General features: G+C 72.4%; 23 protein-coding genes, 1 pseudogene and 1 riboswitch. Of the genes and pseudogenes, 10 read left to right on the forward strand and 14 right to left on the reverse strand.

What is annotated here, in order from left to right:
- Positions 1 to 5 precede the first annotated feature (5 nt).
- The 6 genes and pseudogenes from NBM05_RS15560 to NBM05_RS02910 all read right to left on the reverse strand — a co-directional run bounded on the left by NBM05_RS15560 (position 6) and on the right by NBM05_RS02910 (position 3,647).
- Positions 6 to 392, reverse strand: coding sequence for a hypothetical protein (locus tag NBM05_RS15560; protein WP_254164985.1), 387 nt, complete (start codon positions 390 to 392; stop codon positions 6 to 8).
- A 53-nt stretch (positions 393 to 445) separates the two neighbouring features.
- Positions 446 to 898, reverse strand: a pseudogene (locus tag NBM05_RS15780) (lysylphosphatidylglycerol synthase transmembrane domain-containing protein); the annotation flags it as partial.
- Positions 895 to 1,815 (reverse strand): hypothetical protein, encoded by a 921-nt coding sequence (locus NBM05_RS02895; protein ID WP_254164986.1) that lies wholly within the window; start codon positions 1,813 to 1,815, stop codon positions 895 to 897. The pseudogene NBM05_RS15780 and the gene NBM05_RS02895, both read right to left, overlap by 4 nt.
- Positions 1,812 to 2,858, reverse strand: coding sequence for a glycosyltransferase family 4 protein (locus tag NBM05_RS02900; RefSeq protein ID WP_254164987.1), 1,047 nt, complete (start codon positions 2,856 to 2,858; stop codon positions 1,812 to 1,814). Before NBM05_RS02900 ends, NBM05_RS02895 begins: the two co-directional genes overlap by 4 nt.
- Before the next feature lie 61 nt (positions 2,859 to 2,919).
- The gene (locus NBM05_RS02905; RefSeq protein ID WP_254164988.1) at positions 2,920 to 3,300 is read right to left on the reverse strand and encodes a 6-pyruvoyl trahydropterin synthase family protein; all 381 of its coding nucleotides are present in this window, start codon (positions 3,298 to 3,300) and stop codon (positions 2,920 to 2,922) included.
- 62 nt (positions 3,301 to 3,362) lie between these two features.
- The gene (locus NBM05_RS02910) at positions 3,363 to 3,647 is read right to left on the reverse strand and encodes a helix-turn-helix domain-containing protein (protein ID WP_254164989.1); all 285 of its coding nucleotides are present in this window, start codon (positions 3,645 to 3,647) and stop codon (positions 3,363 to 3,365) included.
- A gap of 66 nt (positions 3,648 to 3,713) precedes the next feature.
- Between NBM05_RS02910 and map the strand changes: the two genes are divergently transcribed.
- Entirely contained in the window at positions 3,714 to 4,484 is a 771-nt protein-coding gene (map, locus tag NBM05_RS02915) for a type I methionyl aminopeptidase (RefSeq protein WP_254164991.1), read from the forward strand.
- A gap of 73 nt (positions 4,485 to 4,557) precedes the next feature.
- On the opposite strand, the gene NBM05_RS02920 is transcribed toward map, so the two are convergent.
- The 5 genes from NBM05_RS02920 to NBM05_RS02940 form a co-directional block, all read right to left on the reverse strand.
- Positions 4,558 to 5,247 carry a hypothetical protein gene (locus NBM05_RS02920; RefSeq protein WP_254164992.1) on the reverse strand — a complete coding sequence of 230 codons (690 nt, stop codon included), beginning with the start codon at positions 5,245 to 5,247 and terminating at the stop codon, positions 4,558 to 4,560.
- Positions 5,248 to 5,382: 135 nt separating this feature from the next.
- The gene (locus tag NBM05_RS02925) at positions 5,383 to 6,444 is read right to left on the reverse strand and encodes a zinc-dependent alcohol dehydrogenase (protein WP_254164993.1); all 1,062 of its coding nucleotides are present in this window, start codon (positions 6,442 to 6,444) and stop codon (positions 5,383 to 5,385) included.
- Between the two features lie 78 nt (positions 6,445 to 6,522).
- The gene (locus tag NBM05_RS02930) at positions 6,523 to 7,317 is read right to left on the reverse strand and encodes a CDP-alcohol phosphatidyltransferase family protein (RefSeq protein WP_254164994.1); all 795 of its coding nucleotides are present in this window, start codon (positions 7,315 to 7,317) and stop codon (positions 6,523 to 6,525) included.
- An 83-nt stretch (positions 7,318 to 7,400) separates the two neighbouring features.
- A complete protein-coding gene (locus tag NBM05_RS15325) occupies positions 7,401 to 8,174 on the reverse strand; it encodes a hypothetical protein (RefSeq protein WP_302183637.1) in 774 nt (257 codons plus the stop codon).
- Positions 8,175 to 8,524: 350 nt separating this feature from the next.
- A complete protein-coding gene (locus NBM05_RS02940) occupies positions 8,525 to 9,334 on the reverse strand; it encodes a DUF4352 domain-containing protein (RefSeq protein WP_254164995.1) in 810 nt (269 codons plus the stop codon).
- Positions 9,335 to 9,518: 184 nt separating this feature from the next.
- Here NBM05_RS02940 and NBM05_RS02945 point away from each other — a divergent pair, with 184 nt between their 5' ends.
- The 4 genes from NBM05_RS02945 (at position 9,519) to NBM05_RS02960 (ending at position 13,760) form a co-directional block, all read left to right on the forward strand.
- The gene (locus NBM05_RS02945) at positions 9,519 to 10,097 is read left to right on the forward strand and encodes a GNAT family N-acetyltransferase (RefSeq protein WP_254164996.1); all 579 of its coding nucleotides are present in this window, start codon (positions 9,519 to 9,521) and stop codon (positions 10,095 to 10,097) included.
- Between the two features lie 111 nt (positions 10,098 to 10,208).
- Positions 10,209 to 10,637 (forward strand): ASCH domain-containing protein, encoded by a 429-nt coding sequence (locus tag NBM05_RS02950; RefSeq protein WP_254164997.1) that lies wholly within the window; start codon positions 10,209 to 10,211, stop codon positions 10,635 to 10,637.
- 166 nt (positions 10,638 to 10,803) lie between these two features.
- A riboswitch (SAM riboswitch) is annotated at positions 10,804 to 10,923 on the forward strand.
- Positions 10,924 to 10,965: 42 nt separating this feature from the next.
- Positions 10,966 to 12,534 (forward strand): O-acetylhomoserine aminocarboxypropyltransferase/cysteine synthase family protein, encoded by a 1,569-nt coding sequence (locus tag NBM05_RS02955; protein ID WP_254164998.1) that lies wholly within the window; start codon positions 10,966 to 10,968, stop codon positions 12,532 to 12,534.
- Positions 12,531 to 13,760, forward strand: coding sequence for a cystathionine gamma-synthase (locus tag NBM05_RS02960; protein WP_254164999.1), 1,230 nt, complete (start codon positions 12,531 to 12,533; stop codon positions 13,758 to 13,760). Before NBM05_RS02955 ends, NBM05_RS02960 begins: the two co-directional genes overlap by 4 nt.
- A 40-nt stretch (positions 13,761 to 13,800) precedes the next feature.
- On the opposite strand, the gene NBM05_RS02965 is transcribed toward NBM05_RS02960, so the two are convergent.
- Positions 13,801 to 14,361: an ATPase gene (locus tag NBM05_RS02965; protein WP_254165001.1), complete on the reverse strand. Its 561-nt coding sequence runs from the start codon at positions 14,359 to 14,361 to the stop codon at positions 13,801 to 13,803.
- The gene (locus tag NBM05_RS02970) at positions 14,358 to 14,723 is read right to left on the reverse strand and encodes a TA system antitoxin ParD family protein (protein ID WP_254165003.1); all 366 of its coding nucleotides are present in this window, start codon (positions 14,721 to 14,723) and stop codon (positions 14,358 to 14,360) included. Before NBM05_RS02970 ends, NBM05_RS02965 begins: the two co-directional genes overlap by 4 nt.
- A gap of 249 nt (positions 14,724 to 14,972) precedes the next feature.
- Between NBM05_RS02970 and NBM05_RS02975 the strand changes: the two genes are divergently transcribed.
- Positions 14,973 to 16,214, forward strand: a complete 1,242-nt coding sequence (locus tag NBM05_RS02975; protein ID WP_254165005.1) for an MFS transporter — start codon at positions 14,973 to 14,975, stop codon at positions 16,212 to 16,214.
- A gap of 19 nt (positions 16,215 to 16,233) precedes the next feature.
- On the opposite strand, the gene NBM05_RS02980 is transcribed toward NBM05_RS02975, so the two are convergent.
- Positions 16,234 to 16,656, reverse strand: coding sequence for a VOC family protein (locus tag NBM05_RS02980; RefSeq protein WP_254165007.1), 423 nt, complete (start codon positions 16,654 to 16,656; stop codon positions 16,234 to 16,236).
- A gap of 1,112 nt (positions 16,657 to 17,768) precedes the next feature.
- On the opposite strand from NBM05_RS02980, the gene NBM05_RS02985 reads away from it, so the two are divergent.
- From NBM05_RS02985 to NBM05_RS03000, 4 genes are all read left to right on the forward strand, one after another.
- The gene (locus NBM05_RS02985) at positions 17,769 to 19,379 is read left to right on the forward strand and encodes a peptide ABC transporter substrate-binding protein (RefSeq protein WP_254165009.1); all 1,611 of its coding nucleotides are present in this window, start codon (positions 17,769 to 17,771) and stop codon (positions 19,377 to 19,379) included.
- A gap of 132 nt (positions 19,380 to 19,511) precedes the next feature.
- The gene (locus tag NBM05_RS02990; protein WP_254165011.1) at positions 19,512 to 20,438 is read left to right on the forward strand and encodes an ABC transporter permease; all 927 of its coding nucleotides are present in this window, start codon (positions 19,512 to 19,514) and stop codon (positions 20,436 to 20,438) included.
- On the forward strand, positions 20,431 to 21,405 hold the full coding sequence (locus NBM05_RS02995) for an ABC transporter permease (protein ID WP_254165013.1): 975 nt from the start codon (positions 20,431 to 20,433) through the stop codon (positions 21,403 to 21,405). Before NBM05_RS02990 ends, NBM05_RS02995 begins: the two co-directional genes overlap by 8 nt.
- Positions 21,405 to 23,174 carry a dipeptide ABC transporter ATP-binding protein gene (locus tag NBM05_RS03000; protein ID WP_254165015.1) on the forward strand — a complete coding sequence of 590 codons (1,770 nt, stop codon included), beginning with the start codon at positions 21,405 to 21,407 and terminating at the stop codon, positions 23,172 to 23,174. Before NBM05_RS02995 ends, NBM05_RS03000 begins: the two co-directional genes overlap by 1 nt.
- The last annotated feature ends 8 nt before the right edge of the window (positions 23,175 to 23,182 follow it).

The following is a 23,182-nucleotide window of genomic DNA, read 5'->3' on the forward strand; positions in this document are numbered from 1 at the left end:
GGTCCTCAGACCCGCGAGCGGCGCCGCCGGGCGAGGCGGCTCACCAGCACGGCGGCCCCCGGCAGCGTCGAGGCCAGCGCCAGCACGCCGTAGCCCACCGAGACGCTGAGCCCGACGCCGCCCGGGTAACCGAGAAGCCCGAAGCCGAAGGCCGCCGCGCCCTCCCGCGGCCCCCATCCGCCGACGTTCAGGGGCACCGACATCCCGCCGAGCGTGATCGCCCCGAGGCCCGGCACGTCCGCCCCGGCCACCTGCGGGGCGATCGCGGCGCACGAGAGCGCGAACATCGCCAGGAACCCCGCCCACCCCAGCACGGACAGCCCCGTGACCCGGGCCAGGCCGCGGACCCCCAGGCCGCGCAGCCACGGCCGGGCGCCGGCCCCGACGGCCACCGCGACGCCGCCGCACACCGCCGCGCCGAGCGGCCAGGGCCGATCAGCGCGAGGGCCGCGCCCGCGAAGACCACGGCGGTCCCGACCAGTCGCTCCGCGGAGACCGCCGCGAGGCTCCTGCCCAGCGCCCGCCGCCTGCCGGGCGCGTCCGCGTCGGAGCTGTCGTCCACGACCCGCAGCGCGTCGCCGACCAGGCCGCCCGGGAGCACGCTGTTCAGGAACGCCGCCTGCCAGACCCGCGCGACCGCGGAGCCGAACCCGACGTCGATCCCGTGGTGCCGCGCGACGAGTCGCCACCGCTGCGCCTGCGTCAGCACGCCGATCGCCCCCAGCGCCATCCCGAGCGGGACGGCGTACCAGGGCAGGCGCCGCAGCGCCTCGAGGAACGGGTGGGCGCCCCAGAGCGAGAAGAGCCAGCCGAGGATCGCCGCGGCGACGCCGACCTGCAGGAGCGTCAGCAGCAGGGTGCGGCGGCCGGGGCGCGGCGTCGGGCTCCGGGGCGTCACCGCCCCGCCGTGTCCGGTTCGGGGCCCGGGTCCGGTTCGGGGCCCGGGCCCGGATCCGGGGCCCGGTCCGCAGCGGGTGCGGCGTTCCCGGCGGCTTCGGCAGCCGGGACGGCCGGGGCGGCCGCGGGCAGGGACAGGATGTCCGTGTGGGCCACGGTGAGGCTCAGCCCGCCGCGGGCGAGCAGCTCGAGGCGTGCGGCGAGCCAGGAGGACGCCTCGGGTTCCGCGGCGGCGTCGTGCTCGACGACGACGTCGGCCCGGTCGCGCAGGTACTTCTCGATGAGCGGCGCCTGCTCCGGCCCGAGCGACCAGTCGGTGGCCCGGGTGACGACTCGGCACCCCGCCTCGCGGAGCAGGTCGGTGACGACGCCGACGGCGTCGGGGCCCAGCAGCCCCTCGCGGCGCTGGTGGGCGTTGAAGGCCTCGGCGACCGTGCGGTCCCGGGGGTCGGCGGGCCCGAGCGCGACGTCGCCGGTCACGGTGAGGCTGAACAGGGCCGGCAGACGGCGGTCCGCGACGACGCGGGCCAGCTGGCCCGCCTGGGCGCGGGTGAGCAGGTCCAGGACGGCGGAGCAGGTCACGACAGGGGAGGACCCCTCGGGGATCAGGCCGTCCAGCTCGCCGATGCCCGCCACGATCCGGCGGGTCTCGAGGACGCGGGGGTGGCCCTCGGCCGAGGTCGTCTCGCCGATCAGGGCGGCGTCGTGGTCCAGCAGGGTCCAGACCTGCTCGAACGGGAGCCGGGGCGCCAGCCACGCCTGGTTGGAGCCCGTCCCGGCGCCGATGTCGATCAGCTCGACCGACTCGCGGTGGCCGACGTGCTCGACGAGGGCGTCGAGGAGGGGGAGCGAGTGCTCGCGGGCGCGGTGGTCGGCCTCGCGGCGCAGCGTCAGCCACGAGGCCGGGATCGGCCTCACGACCGGTTCAGGTGCGTGACCAGGGTCTCTGCTGTCTGCTTCCACGGTCGGAGATTATCACGGCGCTGCAGCGCGGCCTCCCGCCACGCGAGGCGCAGCCGCGAATCGACGAGCCAGCGTCGGAGGGCGAGGGCGATGGCGGCCTCGTCAGCTGGGTCCACGGCCGCGCCGGGCGTCGGCCCGGATCCGCGGAGCACGTCCTCGGCGGCGGTGCCCGCCCCCACCAGGGTGGGGATCCCGCGCGCGTGCGCCTCGGCGACCACCATCCCGTAGGTCTCCGCCGTGGAGGCGAGGACCAGCAGGTCGGCGCGGTCCCACGCCTCGTCGAGCGGGCGCCCGGTCAGCGGGCCGGTGACCTCCGCGCGGCCGGGTCCGAGCGCGCGGGCGGCGTCGAGCACACGGCGGACGTAGGGTGACGACTCGTCGAAGGGGCCGGTGAGCGACGCCGTCCAGGGCAGGTCGGCCAGTCGGCCCAGGGCGCGCAGGACCGCCAGGGGGTTCTTCCGCGGGGTGAGGGAGCCGAGGAGCAGGATCCGGGGCGGGTCGCTGCCGCGGGCCGGCGCGGCGTCGTCCACCCCCGGCTCGACGACGCCCGGCTTCCGGATCCCGTACCGCTCCGCGAGGTCCCGGGCGGCCCAGGCGCTCGTGCACAGCACCCGGGCGGCGGCGGCCAGGGCCTCGTGCTCGCCCGCGGCCAGGCGGTCCCGCTCCTCGGCGGGCAGGCCGGTCTCGGCGGGCAGGGGCAGGTGGACCAGCACGACGACGCGGCTCCCCGCCTCGCCCGCGGCCCGCACCTGCGCGGGGGCGGCCGAGGCGACGATGCCGTCCACGACCACCGGCCGCCCGCCGACGTCCTGACGCAGCGCGCGGCCCAGGGTGAGGAGGTCCCCGGCGCCAGGGCGGGGCCACGCCCCGGGCACGCGCCGGACCTCCACCGCGTGGCCCGCCTCGCGCAGCGCCCGGACCAGGGAGAAGTTGAAGATCAGGCCGCCGCTGGGGCCGGGGAGGTCGGCGGGCTCGACCAGGACGAGCGACAGGGGCATGGGGGTCGCTCGGGCGCTGGGCCGCTCCGCGGGGTGACCACTCGCCGCGTCGTCGATGCGACTACTCGAACGGGAGGTCATAGGAGACCCAGGCGTCGGGGTTCTCCCGGATCAGGATCTCGAGGCCCGCGAAGCCCTCGGTGTCGAAGCGCCCCGCGATGTCCCGGGCCACGTGCTCGGCCACGGCCTCGGTCGTGCTCAGCCGGCCCTCGAAGGCGGGGTGCTCGTCGAGGTTCCGGTAGCGCAGGGGCTCCAGGGCGGCGTCGAGCATCTCCGAGGCCGCGCCGATGTCCATGACCACGGCGTGGGGGCCCAGCTCGCGACGTCGCCAGGTCGCCTCGATCTCCAGGGTCGCGCCGTGCAGGCCCTGGGCGGGGCCGAAGAACGCGTCCGGCAGGCTGTGGGCGATCATGATGTGGTTCCGGACCGTCAGACGAAACACGCGGGCACCTCTCAGTGGTCGGTGCGCGCCCGGGCTGTGGCGGCGCGCACCACCACTGTAGTTCAGCGCAGGGCGCGGGCGGGCGAGGCGGCGGCGTCGCGCTCGGGGCGGCTGACCTCGGCCCACACCTCGTCGAGCGAGAGGCCGAGGACGCCGGCGATCGCGGCGATCGTGGGGAACGCCGGCGTCGCGACGCGGCCCGACTCGATCTTGCGGAGCGTCTCCGGGGAGACGCCGGCGTCGAGGGCCACCTCGAGCATCGGGCGCCCGCCCCGGGCGCGCCGGAGCAGGGCGCCGAGGAGCCGCCCGCGTTCGACGTCGGCAGGGGAGAGCGGAAGTCTGACCATGCATCCCATAGTAATACCGGTATAGTATGGCCGGTATAGTTATTGGTCGTTGAGAAGAGGCACGGCATGATCGAGATCCTGAACCCGGCCGAGATCGCCCGGGCGAGGTCCGCGGGCGCCCTGGTCGCCCGCATCCTCCAGACCCTGAAGGGCCGCAGCGTCCCCGGCGTCAACCTGCTGGAGATCGACCGCTGGACGCGGGAGATGATCGAGGAGGCCGGGGCGGTCTCGTGCTACGTCGACTACGCGCCGTCCTTCGGCCGCGGGCCGTTCGGCCACTACGTCTGCACCGGGGTCAACGACGCCGTGCTCCACGGCCTGCCCCGCGACTACGCCCTGGCCGACGGCGACCTGCTGACCCTCGACCTCGCGGTCACCCTGGACGGCATCGCCGCCGACTCGGCCGTGAGCTTCGTCGTCGGCGGCTCCCCGGCGGCGGAGGACCTGGCGATGATCCGGGCCACCGAGCGCGCCCTGAGCGCCGGGATCGACGCCGCCCGGCCCGGCGCGCGCATCGGGGACCTCTCGGCCGCGATCGGCTCGGTCCTGGAGGAGGCCGGGTACCCGGTCAACACGCAGTTCGGCGGCCACGGGATCGGCTCCACCATGCACCAGGACCCGCACGTTCCCAACACCGGCCGGCCGGGCCGGGGGTACAAGCTGCGCCCCGGGCTGCTGCTGGCCCTGGAGCCGTGGGTCATGGCCGACACCGCCGAGCTGGTGACCGACGCCGACGGCTGGACGCTGCGCAGCGCCACCGGCGCCCGGGCGGCGCACAGCGAGCACACGATCGCGATCACCGAGGGCGGGGCGGAGATCCTGACGCTGCCGCGGTAGGCGGCCACCCTGCCGCTCCTCGGTCGGCGGAAACCCGGCATGCCGCGTCGCGGGCGGTGTGCTCTGCGGGGCCTCAGGCTGCGTCGTGCGCCGTGCCGTCCGGTGGGGATCCGGGTGTCTCGTCGACGATCTCCGCGGCGCGCACCCTGCGGAGCTGTACGCAGGTCATCACGACGACGACCAGACCGGACCCCATGCCAGCGCTTGCTCCGGGCACCACGTCCCACCAAGCCAGTGCGAAGCTGGCGGCCATGATGACCACGCCCGCGAGGCCGCACAGCGGCAGGAGGCGGTACGCCTTGCGGCGCCGCGCCGCGGTGAGTCGGAGCGGTCCCTGGAACCGGGGCTCCTCCGCCCCGTCCGGCAGGAAGAGCAGGCACAGGCAGCCGGCGATCGCCACCGCGATGCTCCCCGGGAGGACCAGAGGCCCCACGTCCTCCCCGCTCCGTCCCGGGATGGGGCGGGCCAGGACGACGAAGCAGGTGAGAAGCACCGCTATCGTGCCCACCCCGAGCCAGATCTTCCATGGATGTCCGGAGAGCACCAGGGCCCTGCCGCGCCACCGGCCGCGGACGAGCCAGACCCCCATCAGTACCGTCAGGGGACCGAGGGACCAGAGCGCCCAGCTCAACACCGGCGTGGCGGGCAGGGAGCTCCGAAGGCCTGGCCAGGCCAGGAGGGCCGCCGAGACCCCCAGGACCACGGTGAAGCAACCGGTGGCGACGCGCCAGCTGCTGTTTGCCGTCCGCGAAGCCGAGCCCATGGTAATCACCGCCCTCTCCCGGGGCGCTCGCCACGGTGAGCTGATCATAAGCTGGTACCGCGGGGTACGTCCCCGGAAAGTCTGCTTGATGTCTGCGGAGCGAAAGGCCGACACGCGGAGACGAGCCCGGCGCCCCTACGGATACGCGATCGCGTGGCACCCCGAGGGCAGTCGCCCCGCCTCCAGCGCCGCGAGCGCCCCCTCGATCTCGGCGAACTCGGTCTCACCCGTGATCAGCTCGTCGAAGGCCGGGTCCGCGAGGAGCCGGAGCGCGTAGTCGAAGCGCTCGCGGTGGTCGCGCCGGTTCCGCCGGGCCCGCCCGATCTGCGAGACCTGCGTGGCCACGATGCTCAGCCGGCGGGCGTGGAAGTCGGCCCCGAGGGGGACCTCGGGGGCGCGGGTGCCGAACCAGGACAGCTCCACCAGCTGCCCCTCGTCGCCGAGCAGGGAGAGCCCCAGGTCCAGCCCGGCCTGGGTCGCGGAGGCGTGGAAGACGAGGTCGCACTCGCCGGCGGCATCGCCGACATCGACCGCCTCGATCCCGAGCCGCTCGGCCCGCAGGCGCTGCACCGGGTCGGGGTCCACGACCTGCAGCCGGTCCAGCGGGAACCGCCCCAGCAACCGGGCGAGCGCGGCCCCGATCAGCCCCGCCCCGACCACCGCGATCCGATCCCCGGCGCACGGCGGGCCGTCCCACACGGCGTTGAGGACGGTCTCCACGGTGCCGGCGAGGATCGCGCGGCGGCTGGGGACGTCGTCGGGCAGGGGCACCAGGTCGGCGGCCGGGACGACGTAGCGGTCCTGGTGCGGGTAGAGGCAGAACACTCGGCGCCCGACCAGCTCGCCGGGGCCGTCCTCCACGATCCCGACCGAGAGGTACCCGTACTTGACCGGGAAGCCGAAGGAGCCCTCCTGGTGCGGGGCGCGCATGCGCTCGGCGACGGCGTCGGGCACCCGGCCCGCGCGCACCAGCAGCTCCGTGCCGCGGCTGATGCCCGTGTAGAGCGTGCGGACCAGGGCGTCGCCGGGGCCGAGGGGTGGGAGCTCGGCGCGGCGCAGCTCGCCCTCGCCCGGTGCGGTCACCCAGTAGGCCGTGCAGCCGCCGGGGGAGGCCGCGGGGCCGGGCGCATCCGCGGGCGCGGCCCTCCCAGCGGGGGCGGGCGACGACGTCGGGTCCTGGCGGCGGGTGGGATCCATGCGGTGGGGGCTCCTGTCGGTGCGGGATGACGTCCGTCCGGGCGCGGGGGCGCCCGGACGCGGGGGACTCCTGTCCTCCTACGGTAGCCGCGGGCGTCGCAGCCGGGGGCCGGGTCCCGGGGCCGGGCGCGGGCCGACTGCCGCACGCCGCTCGGTGGCCGCGCGCCGTTCCAGGAGCACGACGTCGCGCGCGAACGAGGCGATCAGCAGGGTCAGAGCCGCCGCGGCCGAGGCCCCCACGAGCGGCAGCGGCATGAATGGGGCGAACACGGCCAGCAGCACGACCCCCTGCGTCGCGGCGACCACCCGCCGGAACTGGCTGAACGGCAGCTCAGCTCGGAGCGGGCGGCGGAACCGGGCGGCGAGGACGTAGGCGTAGCGCATCAGTCCGATCGCCAGGACCCACGGGCCCAGGGTCAGGGCCGCGGCGGTGGAGAGGATGAGGAGGAGGGCGGCGTCGGACTCCATGTCCAGGCGGGCGCCCTCCGGCGTGGAGCTTCCCGTCCGGCGGGCCACCCAGCCGTCGACGGCGTCGAGGATCAGGGTGACCGAGACGATCACGGAGATCAGCCAGCCGCGGGCCGGGAGCTGGCCGGCCAGCATCAGCACGGTCGACGCGGCGCAGAGCCCCGCGAGGGTCACGCGGAACAGCGTGATCCGGTCCGCGGCGGTGGTGAACGGGGGACGACGCCGCAGCACCGAGAGCACGGCGAGCCCCACGATCGCCAGGCCCGCGCCGAGGGCGGGCAGGCCCACGCGGAGCGGCGGGGCGACGAACCAGCCGATGGCGAGGATCGCGAGGAGGTAGAGGGCGGGTGCGGCGAGGGCGTCGGCCACTGCACGACGGCGGGTCGAGCGTCCGGTCTGCTGCATCGTCGCGCTCCCTCCGTCGAACGGCCCTGTCCTCGAATTTTATCGTGGCGGGCCGCCCGGGGAGGGGACGCGACGTTCAGCCGTCAGCCGATCTGCCACTCCCAGCCCTGGCCGATGGTGGGGTCCATGTAGCGCAGGGTTCCGGAGGTGGAGGGGATGTCGAGGACGATGTATCCCGTGACGTGCTCGTTGGGGCCGACCCCGTAGGGGAACGTCCCAGCAGGGTCCAGGCAGGAATAGGCGGAGAACGTGTTGATCGAGTTGGTGCTGATCCCGTTGGCATCCACGAAATTCCACTGGGGGCCCGAGAAACCGAAGGAGTTGGCGCCGAGCACCTGTTCCATGGTGGCCGATCCAGCCGTGTGGAGGTCGATGTCGAGTCGGATCAGGCGACCGTGCTCCGCAGTGGGGGCCGTCGGGTAGTCGCACGAGACGTTGGAGACGACGTCATTCAGGGTGAACGTCACGGCGTGGCTCCCGTCGACGGTGTTGAGGTATGCGTCCTCGCCGATGAACTTGGGCACGTAGTCGACGGATGAGGTGCCCGGACCGAAGACCGGTTGGTCGACGGGGCCTGGAGCCGGCTGGCCGACGGCGCCGGGAGCAGGTTGGCCGGCGGCGGGGGCATCAGCTGGTTCCTCCACAGGGGGCTGCGCCTGTGCGGGGGCCGGAGTGGAATCCTGCGGCCCCGGGTCCGCTGCCGGAGTGGAGTCGGCGGGGGCGGACGTCGTACCCGACGGGGCCGGGCTGGAGGAGGGCGACTCTTGAGGTTGGACGGTGATGGTGCCCTCGCAGGCGGACAGCGCGAGGACGAGGGCGGCGGCGCCGAGCAGGCGGCCGGCGGTGCGGGTTTTCATGACGGATCCTTCGAGGAAGTGGAACGATGACGCGCGCCGGGGCGGGCGCGGTCGCCGCCCGTTGCTCTCGGCGCGGGTCGTCGGCGGGCCGGCGGGTCCCGGCGGTCGACGACGGGCTCCGCCTCCGCTCCTCGTGGGTGGGGTGCGCCGAGACCGCTGCGCTGCGTCGTCGGAACCTGGGCACAACGTACCCACGCGGGCGCCCCGCCGGACGCGGATCCGGAAACGACGGGCCTTTCCGAACATGGCCCGGCCTCCTGACGGCGGATTGCCCGTCACGCGGCGCAGCGCCCGCCCGCGGCCCCTCCCGGCCGATGGCCTGCCGCGAGGGGCCGCGCGACGGGCCGCGGTCACCCGATCCGCCACTCCCAGCCGTCGTCGATGAGCGGCTGGACATAGATCAGCGTCCCCGCGGTCGAGGGCAGGTCCAGGACCACCGAGCCCGTGACGCGCTCCCCGGGGCCGATGTCGATGGGGAGCTGCTCGCTGGGCTCGAGGCAGGACCACGAGGCGACGGTGTCGGTGGTGTTCGCGCGCACGCCCTCGGTGTCGACGAATCGCCAGTCGGAGGCGGAGAAGTAGTAGGAGTCGCCGTAGAAGAGCTCCTCGAGCGAGGCGGCGGAGCCGGTCTCCACCTCGACGTCGACGCGGACCAGGTGGCCGTTCTCCGGCGCCGCCGCGTAGGGCGCGCTGCAGACCGGGTCCGCGACGACGTCGGTGACGACAAAGGTCACCGCCGGGGTCCCGGAGGAGTCGTTGATGTAGCTGGGCTGGCCGATCTCCTTGACGAGGTAGCCGCGGTCCGAGCGGCCCGCGGGACCGGCCTCGGGGGTGATCGGATCGTCCGCGGCGTCCGGAGCGGCCGTGGGGGACGCAGCAGTCGGTTGGTCGGCGTCGGGAGATGGGGCGGCGGGGCTGGTGGCGGGATCGCTCGCGGCGGGTCCGCTTGTGGCGTCCGACGGCCGCGACTCGTCACTCGCGGAAACCGAGGGGGAGGTGCTCGGCGTCGCCGACGACGCCGCGGGCGCGGGGGAGGCGGACGACGTCGAGGCTGGCGACTCGTCACCACCCGTCGACGAGTCGTCACCGCCGCCGCAGGCACTGAGGAGGAGGGTCGCGGCGGCGACCCCGGTCAGGCAGCCGAGCTGTCGGTTGTTCACGAGCGTGTCCTTTCGAGAGGGGCCGCGGGACCAGGGGCGCCCGCGCACGCCGACCCGTTCGAAGCCCCACCCGCGGCGGGGCCGTCTCGCGGGCGGCGCTGCCCGTATGGCAGTCAGGTTACTCCCAGGTAGCGTTCGGTGGACAGGCCGTGACCCTCCCCGCGGCCCCGGATAGGCTGGCGGCATGGCCGATACCACTTACAGCGCGCGCCCCGCCGAGGAGGCGGACCGCGCCTTCATCCGCGAGATGTTCGTGCTCACCGAGACCTGGGGCGAGCCGGACGGCGAGCTGCCGGAGAACTTCGACGACGACATGGACCGATACGTCGAGGGCTGGGAGCCCGCGGAGGGCGGCGTCGTCCTGGTGGAGGTGCCCGGTGCGGGCGAGGGGGCGCGCCCCGAGCGGCGATCGGGCGAGGCGCCTCCCGGGGACGCCGACGCCGCCCGGGTCGGCGCCGCCTGGCTGCGCCGCCTCACGGACGACGACCCGGGCTACGGATACGTCGCCGACGAGTACCCCGAGCTGGCCATCGCGGTCCGCGCCGGCCGGGAGGGCCGCGGGCTCGGGTCCAGGCTCCTGGCGGAGGTCCTCCGGCAGGCCCGCGAACTGGGATATCCGGGAATTAGCCTCTCGGTCGAGAACGGCAACGACCGCGCTCGCCGCGCCTACGAGAAGGCGGGCTTCGAGGACCTAGGCCCGGACGACCTCGGCGGCCACACCATGCTCTACCGATTCGACGGAGAGGCGGAGGGCGACGGGTGACGACTCGCGCCCGGAACCGCCGAAGCCGGATCGTTGCATGACCGCATGACCGCATGACCGCATGACCGCATGACCGCCGGGGTACGGCGGGCTGAGGAAGGTAACGGCCACATGTCCTCTCTGAACGACCTCCCCCGCGACGAGTACGCCTTCCCCGGTCCGCTGCGCGATCGACTGGTCGTGGCGATCCTCGATGGCAGGAAGACCTCGACGACGGCGCTGCTCGCGGAAACCCAGCACGAGGGCGAGCCGCTGCCCTCTCCAGGGGACCGCCGGGTGGTCGTCGACTCCGACGATCGACCGGTCTGCATCACCGAGGTGACGGAGGTGCGGGTCGTCCGCCTGGACGAAGTGGACCTCGCGCACGCCGTCGCGGAGGGGGAGGGATACGGGACGGTTGCCCGGTGGCGCGCCGCGCACGAGGAGTTCTGGCACAGTCCCCTGTTCCGCGCGGCGCTCGGCGACCTGGAATTCGCCGTCGACGACGCGACGCCCGTGGTCCTCGAGCGCTTCAGCGTGCTTCCCCTCTCCGCCGCGTGACGACTCGTCGCTCCTCACCCGGGTCCTCCCGTCGTCACTCAGCGCCGTCCTCCCCGGGCGTCATGTGACGACTCGTCGCCCGAGCGTTACCGAGATGTGACGGCTCTCCTGCGCCGCGCGTCATCTGCTTCCCGCCCTCCGGCGCTCCTGTTAGGTTCGTAAGCAGGATCACGAGCACCGGTCTTTCGGCTCTGGCTGGCCGGTCGGCAACCCTTCCCGCTGTGATGGGGTGCCCCAGATGACGATCCGGCCGTGGGCACAGTCCGCCCATCGGCAAGCACGGCGCTTCGAGGACTCCCAGGCGCCCCACCTTCCCGAGGGGGACAGCATGTCTGCTGAGCCATATCCGCACCCGGACGCACCCGGCATCGGCACGCTCCAGGTGCACGGCGGCACCGCCAACCCGCCGGCCGCGCGCCCGGTGCACCCGCCGATCTACCTGACGGCGTCGTACGAGTTCGCCTCGCTGCGCGACGCCCGCGAGTGCTTCGCCCAGCGCGAGCCCGGATTCACCTACTCCCGCACCGGCAGCCCGACGGTCGCCCTCCTGGAGCGACGACTCGCCGCTCTCGAGGGCGGCGTGGGCGCCGTCGCCACGGCCTCCGGCCAGGCGGCTGTCACGCTGACCATCCTGGCGCTCGCGGGCCGCTCCGGGCAGAGCCCCGACGGCGAGCCGCACCCGGACGTCCCGGCGGGCCACGTCGTCGCGTCCAACCGGATCTACGGGGGCACCGCCGACCTGCTCAACGACACCCTGGCCGAGGCCGGCATCGGCGTCACCTGGGTCGACCCCCACGACCCGGCGGCGTGGGCCGCGGCGGCGACCGACCGCACGCGGGCCTTCGTCCTCGAGTCCATCGGCAACCCTCACGCGGACCTGCCGGACATCCCCGCGATCGCGGAGGTCGCCCACCGCGTCGGGGCGGCGCTCGTCGTCGACAACACGCTGGCCACGCCCTACCTGCTGCAGCCCGGGACGCTGGGGGCCGACGTCGTCGTCCACTCCGTGACCAAGTACCTCACCGGCAACGGCACCTCGCTGGCCGGCGTCGTCGTCGACACCGGGAGGTTCGCCCCGAGCGCCGATCCCGAGCGGTGGCCGCAGTTCACCGCGCCGCGCCGGCGCTTCGGCGGCCGCTCCCTGGTCGAGGGCTTCGGCGACCGCGGCGCCCTGCTGCACCTGGTCCGCGCGCAGCTGCTCAACGACCTCGGGCCCAGCCTCGCCCCGCTCAACGCGCAGCAGGCGCTCGAGGGCGTGGAGACGCTGGACGTCCGCGTCGAGCGCCACTGCCGGGTCGCGGAGGAGATCGCGCGACGACTCGTCACCCACCCCGGAGTGCGAGTCGTCAGGCACCCCAGCGTCCCGGGCTCCCGCGACGCGGCCATCGCTGCCCGCGACTTCCCTCGGGGCACCGGCGCGGTCCTGTCCTTCGAGATCGACGGGGACACCGACGACGTCGAGCGGTTCTTCGACTCGCTCCGGCTGTTCAAGCTGGCCGCCAACATCGGCGACGGCCGCTCGATGGCGACCCACCCCGCCTGGACCACCCACTGCCGGCTGACGCCGGAGCTCCGGGAGACCGGCGAGATCACCGAGCGGACCGTGCGGCTGTCCCTCGGCCGCGAGGACGTCGCGGACCTCTGGGCGGACCTCGCCCAGGCGCTCGACGCCGCGACCGTGAAGGGCGACGCCGCGGAAACCGCCGCCCACGCGCGGGCCGGTGCCACGGCGTCGGCCGACAACGCCGCGCCGACCGACAACGCTTCGTCGGCCGCCGATGCCGCGCCCGCCGCCAGTGTCGCCGCGCCCACCGCCGCCGACGCCGCGCTGACCGCCGACAACGCCGCACCCCGCACTCCCCACCAGCCCGCCGCGAAGGAGGCCGTCCGAGCATGACCGTCACCGAAGACCTCAGCCCCCTGATCCCGACGCCCCGGGATGCCGACCGTCCCACGGTCCGCCCGGGCTTCCGGACCGCCGCGGTGCACGCCGGCCAGGCGCCCGACCCCCTGACCGGCGCCGTCATCCCCCCGATCTACCAGACCTCCACGTTCACCCAGCCCACGGTGGAGACCCTGCGCGGCGGCTACGAGTACTCGCGCGGCGGCAACCCCACCCGCACCGGGCTCGAGGTGCAGCTGGCCGCGCTCGAGGGCGGGGCCCACGGCTTCGCGTTCGCCTCGGGCATCGCGGCCGAGGACGCGCTCCTGCGCGCCACGCTGCGCCCGGGCGACCGGGTCGTCTCCGTCGGGGAGACCTACGGCGGCACGCACCGCCTGCTCAGCCAGCTCTACTCCCGCTGGGACGTGCGGACCACCTTCGTGGCCCCCGACGACGCCGCGGCCCGGGACGAGGCGCTTGCGGACCCCGCGACCAAGCTCGTGTGGCTCGAGTCGCCGACCAACCCGCTGCTGACCGTCGTCGACATCGACGAGTGGTCACGCGCCGCGCACGCCCACGGGGCCCTGCTGGTCGTCGACAACACGTTTGCCTCGCCCGCGCTGCAGACGCCGCTCGCGCTCGGCGCGGACGCCGTCGTCCACTCGACCACCAAGTACATCGGCGGCCACTCCGACGTGCTCGGCGGCGCCCTGGTGATCGACGACGCCGTGTGGGAGGACCAGCCGCTCGCCGAGCTGATCCGCTTCCAGCAGTTCGCCGGCGGTGCGGTGGCCGGCCCGCAGGACGCGTTCCTGACGACTCGCGGCCTCAAGACGCTCGGCGTGCGCATCCGCCAGCACTGCGAGAACGCGCAGGCGATCGCGGAGTGGCTGACGGGGCAGGACGACGTCGCGCGCGTCTTCTACCCGGGCCTGCCGGAGCACCCGACGCACGAGCTCGCGCGGCGGCAGATGTCCGGGTTCGGCGGGATCGTGACGTTTCAGCTCGCCGGCGGCGAGCAGGCGGCGCGCACGGTCGCGGAGTCGACCGAGGTCTTCGGGCTCTCGGTGAGCCTGGGCGGCGTCGAGTCGCTGATCTCGCACCCGGCCACCATGACCCACGGCTCGACGCAGGGGACCCCGCAGGCCCCGCCGCGCGACGTCGTGCGCCTCTCCGCCGGCATCGAGGACGCCGAGGACCTGATCGAGGACCTGGACCGGGCGCTGCGCCGGCTGCGCTGATCCGACCGGCGGCCTGGCCCCTGCCCCTCCGCACTCTTGATCAGAGGGGCAGGGGCGACCACAGAGGCCAGTTGGCGTGCCACGCGAGCATCCCGCGGTCGTACTCGGCCACCGTACGGAAGCGGTTCTTGATGGTGGAGTTGTCATAGATCAGGGTTCTGCTCGCAATGTGCCGGGCGTCGGCGACATGCCCCCAGAGGCGGGAGTACCGATCCCCGATCTTCTGCGGAGGAACTGAATGACCTCCCCGGGCGACGCGGTCCTCGACGCGGGCCCGTGCCAGAGGCAGAGGAACCATGATGACGTGCATCGTCACGTGATAGCCGAGATCCACGGCTTCCGCGATGAGGCTCGTTTCGCTGGGATGGCTGAACACCGTCTCGGTGATAAAGGATCGGCCGAGGGACAGCAGATCCCGGCGGCGATCTGCTGCGAGCCGGGCTGCCTCGTAGGCATGCCCTTCCGGATCCCTCCACCGCTCGGCGGCAATCTCGTCCGCGTTGATGAATGGCAGGCGGGTGGCAGGCTTGACGACTCGCTCGACGAAGGTGGACTTCCCGGCGCCGTTGGGCCCCGCCAGAACGTGCAGGACTGGCGTCACGGCTCGTCGACCCCGGGGAGCCGCCTCACCAGGCGGCCCTCGGCGTCCACTTCGCTCCAACCCCGCCCCGCCTCGGTGAACTCCGCGACCAGGTCGAGCTCGCGCAGGTGCTGATCCATGCGTTCGTCCCAGGCACCCCGCACCACGGCCTGCGTGGTCTCGGGAAGGTCGTCATACGAGCCCTCGCCGTCCAGGACAGCGCGGATCTCGCTGAGTGCCGGAAGGGACGCGGACTCCAGCGCCCGCCCGATCCGGGCCCAGTGACTGATCTGATCGTCCACGCTGCGATGATCACGCTCGCCACTGGCATGCGCCTGGGCAGCCAGCTCGCGGTCGACGTGGATCGAGGTCATGTCGGACATGACCCGATGATACCAATCCGTTCTGGGAACGAGATGGGGGTGATCTCCCATCCCCGGCCTCCGGCCGTTCGAGCCCCGTCGCCGCCGGCGCCCGCGATGCGAGCGACATCACCGCCCCATCCGCGGGATCGGGGGAATAGCACCCCGTCCCGTCCGGTTGACCCGGGGGTGCCCGCTTCGACCCGGCGGATCCCGGGGGAGGCGCGGCGCGGACCCGACCACCGACCTCGTGAAGGGAGGGCAGCCAGCGTGACGCTCAACAGCCCGATCACCGAAGAGATGACCCGACAGATCCCCGCCGTCTCTCGAAACCAGCGCAGGGGGGCGAGCCTCGCCGTCGCGATCCTGGCCCTCGCGCTCGGCAGCTTCGCCATCGGCATCACCGAGTTCTCCATGATGGGACTGCTCCAGGAGGCCGTGGCCGACCTCGGGATCGACCTCTCGCAGGGCGGCAACCTGGTCAGCGCCTACGCGCTTGGGGCCGTCGTCGGCGGCCCGCTGCTCTCGGTCGTGACCGCGCGGATCGAGCGGCGCACGCTCGTGATCTCCCTGCTGGGACTGTTCGTCCTCGGGCACGCCCTGTCCCTCCTCGCGCCGACCTACGGGCTGCTGCTGGCCGGGCGGTTCCTGTCCGGGCTGCCGCACGGGGCGTACCTCGCGGGGGCCAGCCTGCTGGCCGCCGGGCTGGTCGGGCCCGCCAAGCGGGCCCGGGCGGCGTCGTGGGTCATGGTCGGGCTCTCGATCGCCAACGTCGTCGGGGTCCCGGTGGTGACCTGGCTGGGGCAGAACTTCGGCTGGCGCTGGATGCTCGGCGTCGCGCTCGGGGCCGCGGTGGTCACCGGCGTCATGATCCGGGCCGTCATCCCCGCCCAGCCGGTCGGGGCCTCCGTCTCGATGCGCAACGAGCTCTCCGCGCTGCGGTCCCCGCGGCTATGGCTGGCGATCCTGCTGGCCATCGTGGGGTTCTCCGGGATGTTCGCGCTGTACGCCTACATCGCGCCGGTGCTCACCGAGACCGCCGGGCTCGCGCCGTCGATGCTGCCGTTTGCGCTCGCGATCTACGGCGTCGGCATGGTCGTGGGCAACATGCTGGGCGGGCGGCTGGCCGACATCTCGGTGCTCGGCACCGTGGCCGGGGCGATGGCCGTGCTCATGGTCTCGCTCCTGCTGTTCTCCATGACCGCGGACGTGCTGCCCCTGGCCCTGCTGTTCATGACGCTGGTGGGCATCAGCGGGCAGTCCCTGGCCCCGGCGCTGCAGATGCACCTGATCGACTGCGCGCCGCACGCGCCGCAGATCTCCTCGGCGCTCACCCACTCGGCGTTCAACCTGGCCAACGCCTTCGGCGCCTGGTTCGGCGGCGCGGTGATCGGCGTCGGCTGGGGCCTCGGGGCGCCTTCGCTGCTGGGCGGGCTCGCTGCCCTGCTGGGCACCGGGATGGCCGTGGCCATGCTGGTGGCGCAGCGGTCCCGGGCCGCGGCGCGGGGCTGAGCGGGCGGATCGCCCCGGCTCAGCCCCCCGCGGGCAGCGGCACGAAGACGCAGAAGGGGTGGCCGGCGGGATCCGCGTAGATGCAGACCAGTTCGTCCGGGTCGTCCGAGGCGTCGTGCAGCAGGGTCGCGCCGAGCTCGACGACGTGCGGGTGAAGCCCCCTCAGCGCGGCGGCGTCGGGGACCGTGAGGTCGAGGTGGACCTGCTGGGGGCGCTCGACGCCGGGCCAGGTCGAGCGGGGCAGCGCGTCGACCCGCTGGAAGGACAGCCGCGTCCCGGAGGGGGCCACGAGGGTCCGCCACTCGTCGCCGTCCTCCGCGGCCGGGCCGCTCTGCGCGGCGTACTCCCAGCCCAGGAGCCCGCGATAGAACTCGGCGAGACCGGCGACGTCCTCGGTGTCCAGGACGGTGGCCGCCAGCTGGGGGTGCGTGATCGGTGACATGGCCACCAGTATGCGTCCGGATTCCCTCCGCGGCGATGAATGACCGAATGCGACGACGCACCGATCGTTCCCGGCCGCGGGCGTCGCGGACGAAATGCGATGCCCCGCAACGGCAATCGCGGGACCGTGCACGACGCCGCATTCTCAGCATTCGAGATACCTCACGGCGGAATGGGCGTGAGGCCCTCGCGCTGATCATGAGTTCACGACATCCGTCCTTCCACTATCGCGGGGCCGGGGATTAGTCCGACATTTCCCCGAGGCGGCCGCGAAGCGCGGGGACCTTCGACCATCCACCGGGGTGCGACCAGGAAAGATGCGGAAACTCCGAGGCGAGCCAGGGGTCCGCGAGGCGGCATTCTCGGTGGGCGACAAGGCGAACCGCCGTCCGTCCAGTCCGCGTCTCGCCATTCGAGAAAATTGCACGGAGTGCAGTGGGAAAGATGAGTTCAGGGGCTCGTGAGAAATCCATTTGACGCGATCATGAATTCACGAGAAATGTCGAAATCGCATTCTCTTGAGATGAATGAGACCTTGCATGAATGCTCCGGATGATTTTCATGAAAAAGGTTCGTGGCGCAAGGTTATGTTGCTGACCGATGGTTGTGTGGTCGCAGGAATCGACCGGCCTCTTCGTGGCGGCTCGACGCGTCGACGAGAGCGACGGGAAGCCTCAAATGACGCCTGCCTTCCCGACGTGGCGGCAGCCACGGCTGGTGTGGGTGCGGCGCGTAGCACGTCTCACGCCCCATATCTAGTAGTCAGCGCATGTTTACCTGCATGAAACAAAGGGTGCATGAGGAGCCGTCTCGATTAAATAAGTCGTGACACCCACTATTTCGCGTTACCCCCGGGAAACAATCGATCTCTACTCTTCTGAGCGGGAGAGGGCGACCCGATGCCCCCTTCGAGACGCCCGGGGTGTCCGGCCTCATAGCCGCCGCTCAACGTCTCTCGGCGCCCCCCGCCACCCGTAAGCGGGGACGTCGACAATGGAGTACGATTAATTACCTGTGACCGCGGTCACCGGGTACTCTCGGTGTCAGGGGGCACCGAAGACCATCAATCACCTCGTGAGAAGACGGAGATCCTCGATGCGAACGAGAAGAATTATGACGATCACCGCGGGCCTGAGCGCCGCGGCCCTCGTGCTCGCCGGCTGCGGTGGGGGCGGCGATGACGGCGGCGGTGGGGGAGGCGGCGGCGATGGCGAGATGATCATCAACGCCCGCGGCCTCGAGCCCCAGAACCCGCTGATCCCGACCTCCACCAACGAGGTCGGCGGCGGTCGCATCGTGGACCTGCTGTACGCCGGCCTGGTCTCCTACTCCGCCGACGGCGAGACCCAGATGGAGGTCGCCGACTCAATCGAGTCCGACGACAACAAGACCTGGACCGTCAACCTCAAGGACGGCTGGACCTTCTCGGACGGCTCTCCCGTCACCGCCAACTCCTTCGTGGACGCCTGGAACTACGGCGCCAACCCGGACAACGCGCAGCTCGGCGCGTACTTCTTCTACCCCATCGAGGGCACCACCGACGACGGCACCTTCGCCGAGGGCGCGGACAGCATCTCCGGCCTGAACGTCGTCGACGACTCGACCTTCACGATCACGCTGAAGGACCCGGCGTCGGACTTCGCCGACCGCCTGGGCTACTCCAGCTACTTCCCGCTGCCCGAGGCCGCCTTCGACGACCCCGAGGCCTTCGGCGAGAGCCCGATCGGCAACGGCCCCTACACGCTGGACGGCTGGGACCACAACACCGAGGCCCGTCTGCTGGCCAACGACGACTACGACGGCAACCGCGACCCCCAGAACGACGGCGTGACCTTCAAGTTCTACACGGACCCCGACGCCGCCTACACCGACGTCCAGTCCGGCGTCCTGGACATCCTGGACGAGGTCCCCACCAGCGCGATCTCGACCTTCACCACCGACGACCAGGTCCAGGCCTTCAACGACCCGGGCCCCGTCAGCGCCAACATCACGATCCCCGCCTCGCTCGAGCACTTCGGCGAGGACGAGGAGGGCAAGCTGCGCCGCCAGGCGATCTCGCATGCGATCGACCGCGGGGAGATCACCTCGCAGATCTTCGACGACACCTACACCCCCGCCACCGACTTCTCGTCGCCGATCATGGCCGACTACTCGGACGACGTGGAGGGCAACGACGTCCTGGACTTCGACCCCGAGCGGGCCCGCGACCTCTGGAACCAGGCCAACCAGATCAGCGACTTCGACGGCACCTTCGAGGTCTCCTACAACGCCGACGGCTCCGGCAACGCCGAGTGGGTCGAGGCCGTGACCAACCAGCTGCGCGAGAACCTGCAGATCAACGCGGAGCCCAAGCCCTTCGCGACCTTCGCGGAGTTCCGCGAGCTGATCACCGAGCGCAACATCAACACGGCCTTCCGCGCCGGCTGGCAGCCCGACTACCCGTCGGTCTACAACTACCTGGCCCCGGTCTTCGGCACGGGCGCCGGCTCCAACGACGGCGACTACTCCAACCCGGACTTCGACGCCGCCCTGGTCGACGCCGCGAGCTCGCAGAACGAGGACGACCGCAAGGCGGCCCTGGCCGACGCGCAGTCGATCCTCTTCGAGGACCTCCCGGCCATCCCGCTGTGGGATCGCAACTCCTTCGGCGTCGCCGCACAGGGCGTCCAGGGAGTCGACTTCACCTGGCAGGACCAGCCGACCTACCACACCATCACCAAGTAACGACCCTCGAAGGAGCCTGCGACCGGCGGCCCGAGCCCCCGGTCGCAGGCTCCCTCCCCGCTCCCCGGCCTCGCGCCCCGGCCCCACCCGGACCCGGGCGACGACGCCGCTCCTCACGGAGGTTCACCGACTGTGTGGCGCTACATTGCCAAAAGGCTGCTCCAGACCGTACCCGTGGTCCTGGGGTCCACCCTCCTCATCTACGCGATGGTCTTCCTCCAGCCCGGAGACCCGATCGTCGCCCTGTTCGGCGAGAAGCCGATCTCCGACGCCGCCCGGGCCCAGCTCACGGCGCAGTACAACCTCGACCAGCCGTTCCTGATCCAGTGGCTCCTCTTCCTCAAGGGCGCGCTGGTCGGAGACTTCGGCATCTCCTACTCGGGCCAGCCCGTCTCCGACCTCATCGGCCGGGCCCTGCCCATCACGTTCCAGCTCGCGGTCATGGCCCTGATCTTCGAGGCGATCCTGGGCGTCGTCGCCGGCTTCTACGCCGGGCTGCGCCGCGGGCGGATCTTCGACTCGACCATGCTGGTGGTCTCGCTGGTCGTGATCGCGGTGCCGATCTTCGTCCTCGGCTTCATGATGCAGCTGATCTTCGGCATCCAGCTCCAATGGGTGCCGCCCACGGTCGGCAGCAACACCTCGTTCACCAACATGATCCTGCCGGCCCTGGTGCTGGGCCTGGTCTCCTTCGCCTACGTGCTGAGGCTGACCCGCACCTCCGTCATCGAGAACCTGACGGCCGACCACGTCCGCACGGCCCGCGCCCACGGCGTCCCGGACGGCATGGTCAACCGGCGGCACGTGCTGCGCAACTCGATGATCCCCGTGGTGACCTTCCTGGGCGCCGACCTGGGGGCGCTCATGGCGGGCGCCGTGGTCACCGAGGGCATCTTCAACATCAACGGCATCGGGAACCTCGCGTACCAGGCGATCCTCCGCGGTGAGAACCCGACCGTCGTCTCCGTGGTGACGGTCATGGTGATCATCTACGTGGTGACCAGCCTGGCCGTCGACCTTCTCTACGCCGCGCTCGACCCGAGGATTCGTTATGCCTGAGACCATGCCCCTCGCCGGGCAGACGCACTTCGTCGCCCCCTCCTCCGAGACGCCGCTGCAGGCCACCGGCATGGTGGACACCAGCGCGCCGCCCGAGGGCCAGTGGAAGGAGGCCTGGAAGGTCCTGCGCCGCAACTGGATGTTCTGGGTCTCCGCGGTCCTGCTGCTGATCATCCTCGTGGTGGTCTGCTTCCCCGGGCTGTTCACCAGCGTGGACCCCCGCGCCTCCTCGCTGTCCCGCAGCCTCGAGGGCCCGCAGGCCGGGCACCCCTTCGGCTTCGACAAGCAGGGGTACGACGTGTACTCCCGCGTGGTCTACGGGGCGCGCGCCTCCGTCGTCGTGGGCCTGCTGACCACGGTCATCGTGACCGTGATCGGCCTGTTCTCGGGCGCGGTCGCCGGGTTCTTCGGCCGGTGGGTCGACGCCGTGATCGCCCGCATCGCGGACATCTTCTTCGCGATCCCGCTGCTGCTGGCCGCGATCGTCGGGCTGTCCGCGCTGAACAACGTGTGGCCCAACCGCGGGTACTGGGGCGGCGTGCTCGCCGTGGTCTTCGCGCTCGCGGCCTTCGGCTGGCCGCAGGTCACCAGGATCGCGCGCGGCGCCGTCCTGGAGATCAAGGGGCTGGAGTTCGTCGACGCCTCGCGGGCGATCGGCGCCTCGAAGTGGCGGAACCTGTTCTCGCACATCATCCCCAACTCGCTGGCCCCGGTCATCGTGACCGCGACCGTCTCCCTGGGCGTGTACATCGTGGCCGAGGCGACCCTGTCCTTCCTGGGCATCGGGCTGCCGCCGAGCATCGTCTCGTGGGGCAACGACATCGCCGCCGCCCAGAGCCAGGTCCGCTCCGGCGACAACCTGCACGTCCTGTTCGCCCCCGCGGGCGCGCTGGCCGTCACCGTGCTGAGCTTCATGCTCCTCGGCGACGCCGTGCGCGACGCGCTCGACCCGAAAGCGAGGAAGTGATGACCGCGGTCGCCACCGAACGTCCCCTGCTGCAGATCAGGGACCTCCACATCGCCTTCACCTCCGGCAAGAAGGACGTCCCCGCGGTGCGCGGCGTCGACCTCACCGTCTACCCCGGCCAGACCGTGGCCATCGTGGGGGAGTCCGGCTCGGGCAAGTCCACCACGGCGCACGCGATCATCGACCTGCTGCCCGGCACCGGCCACATCACCGGCGGGAGCATCGAGTTCGACGGCGTCGACCTCACCTCCCTCAGCGCGCGAAAGAAGCGCGCCTACCGGGGCGACCGGATCGGGCTGGTCCCGCAGGACCCCATGTCCAACCTCAACCCGCTCTACCGGGTCGGGACGCAGATCAAGGAGGTCCTGGAGGTCAACGACGTCGCGCGCGGCAAGGCCGCGGACCGCCGCGTCGTCGAGCTGCTGGAGGAGGCCGGGCTGGGCGACGCCGAGTCCCGGGCCCGGCAGTACCCGCACGAGTACTCGGGCGGCATGCGCCAGCGCGCGCTGATCGCCGCGGGCTTGGCCGCCCGGCCGCAGCTGCTGATCGCGGACGAGCCGACCTCGGCGCTGGACGTGACCGTGCAGAAGCAGATCCTGGACCACCTGGACGGGCTGACGGACGAGCTCGGCGTCGCGGTCCTGCTCATCACGCACGACCTCGGCCTCGCCGCCGAGCGGGCGGACCACCTGGTGGTCATGTACAAGGGGCAGGTCGTGGAGTCGGGGCCGGCGCTGCAGATCCTGCAGGACCCGCAGCATCCGTACTCGCAGCGGCTCATCAACTCGGCGCCCTCGCTGCGCTCGCGCCGGCTCATGGCGCGGGAGCGGGCGGAGGTGCGGGCCGAGGCCGCGGAGACCGCCCTGGAGCACGCCGAGGAGGTCATCGGGCACGGCGAAGGGCCGGAATCCGCCGGATCCCCCTCGAGCGCGGACGCCGCGTCGGCCGATGAGTTCGGAGGTCAGGTCAGCGCCCCGGTCATCCGCACCACGGACCTGACCAAGGTGTTCAAGCTGCCGGGCAAGGGGCTGGCCAAGCGGGACTTCACCGCGGTCGACGCCGTCTCCTTCGAGCTGGCGCGCGGCACCACCACCGCGATCGTGGGGGAGTCCGGCTCGGGCAAGTCCACGGTCGCGCGGATGGTGCTGGGGCTGCTGGAGCCGACGTCGGGCACCGTGGAGTTCGACGGCGTCGACATCACCACGATCCGCAGCCGCGCGCAGCAGCTGGCCTTCCGGCGCCGCGTGCAGCCGGTCTTCCAGAACCCGTACGCCTCGCTGGATCCGATGTACTCCATCTACCGGTCCATCGAGGAGCCGCTGCGGCTGCACGGCGTCGGGACGGGCAAGGAGCGGGAGCGGAAGATCCGCGACCTGCTGGACAAGGTCTCCCTGCCGGCCGCGGTGATGAGCCGGTACCCCAACGAGCTCTCGGGTGGTCAGCGGCAGCGCGTGGCGATCGCCCGGGCGCTGGCGCTGGACCCGGAGGTCGTGGTGCTCGACGAGGCGGTCTCCGCCCTGGACGTGCTGGTCCAGGCGCAGATCCTCAAGCTGCTCAACGACCTGCAGGCCGAGCTGGGGCTGAGCTACCTGTTCATCACGCACGACCTCGCGGTGGTGCGGCAGATCGCGGACCAGGTGCTGGTCATGCAGCAGGGGCGCGTGGTCGAGCAGGCGGGCAGCCTGGAGGTCTTCGACTCCCCGCGCGAGGAGTACACCAAGCGGCTGCTGGCGGCGATCCCGGGGAGGAGCGTGGAGCTGGCCTCCTAGGGGTGATG

Origin of the sequence: Rothia santali, from assembly GCF_024199905.1 — a bacterium.
Classification (GTDB): Bacteria; Actinomycetota; Actinomycetes; order Actinomycetales; family Micrococcaceae; genus Rothia; species Rothia santali.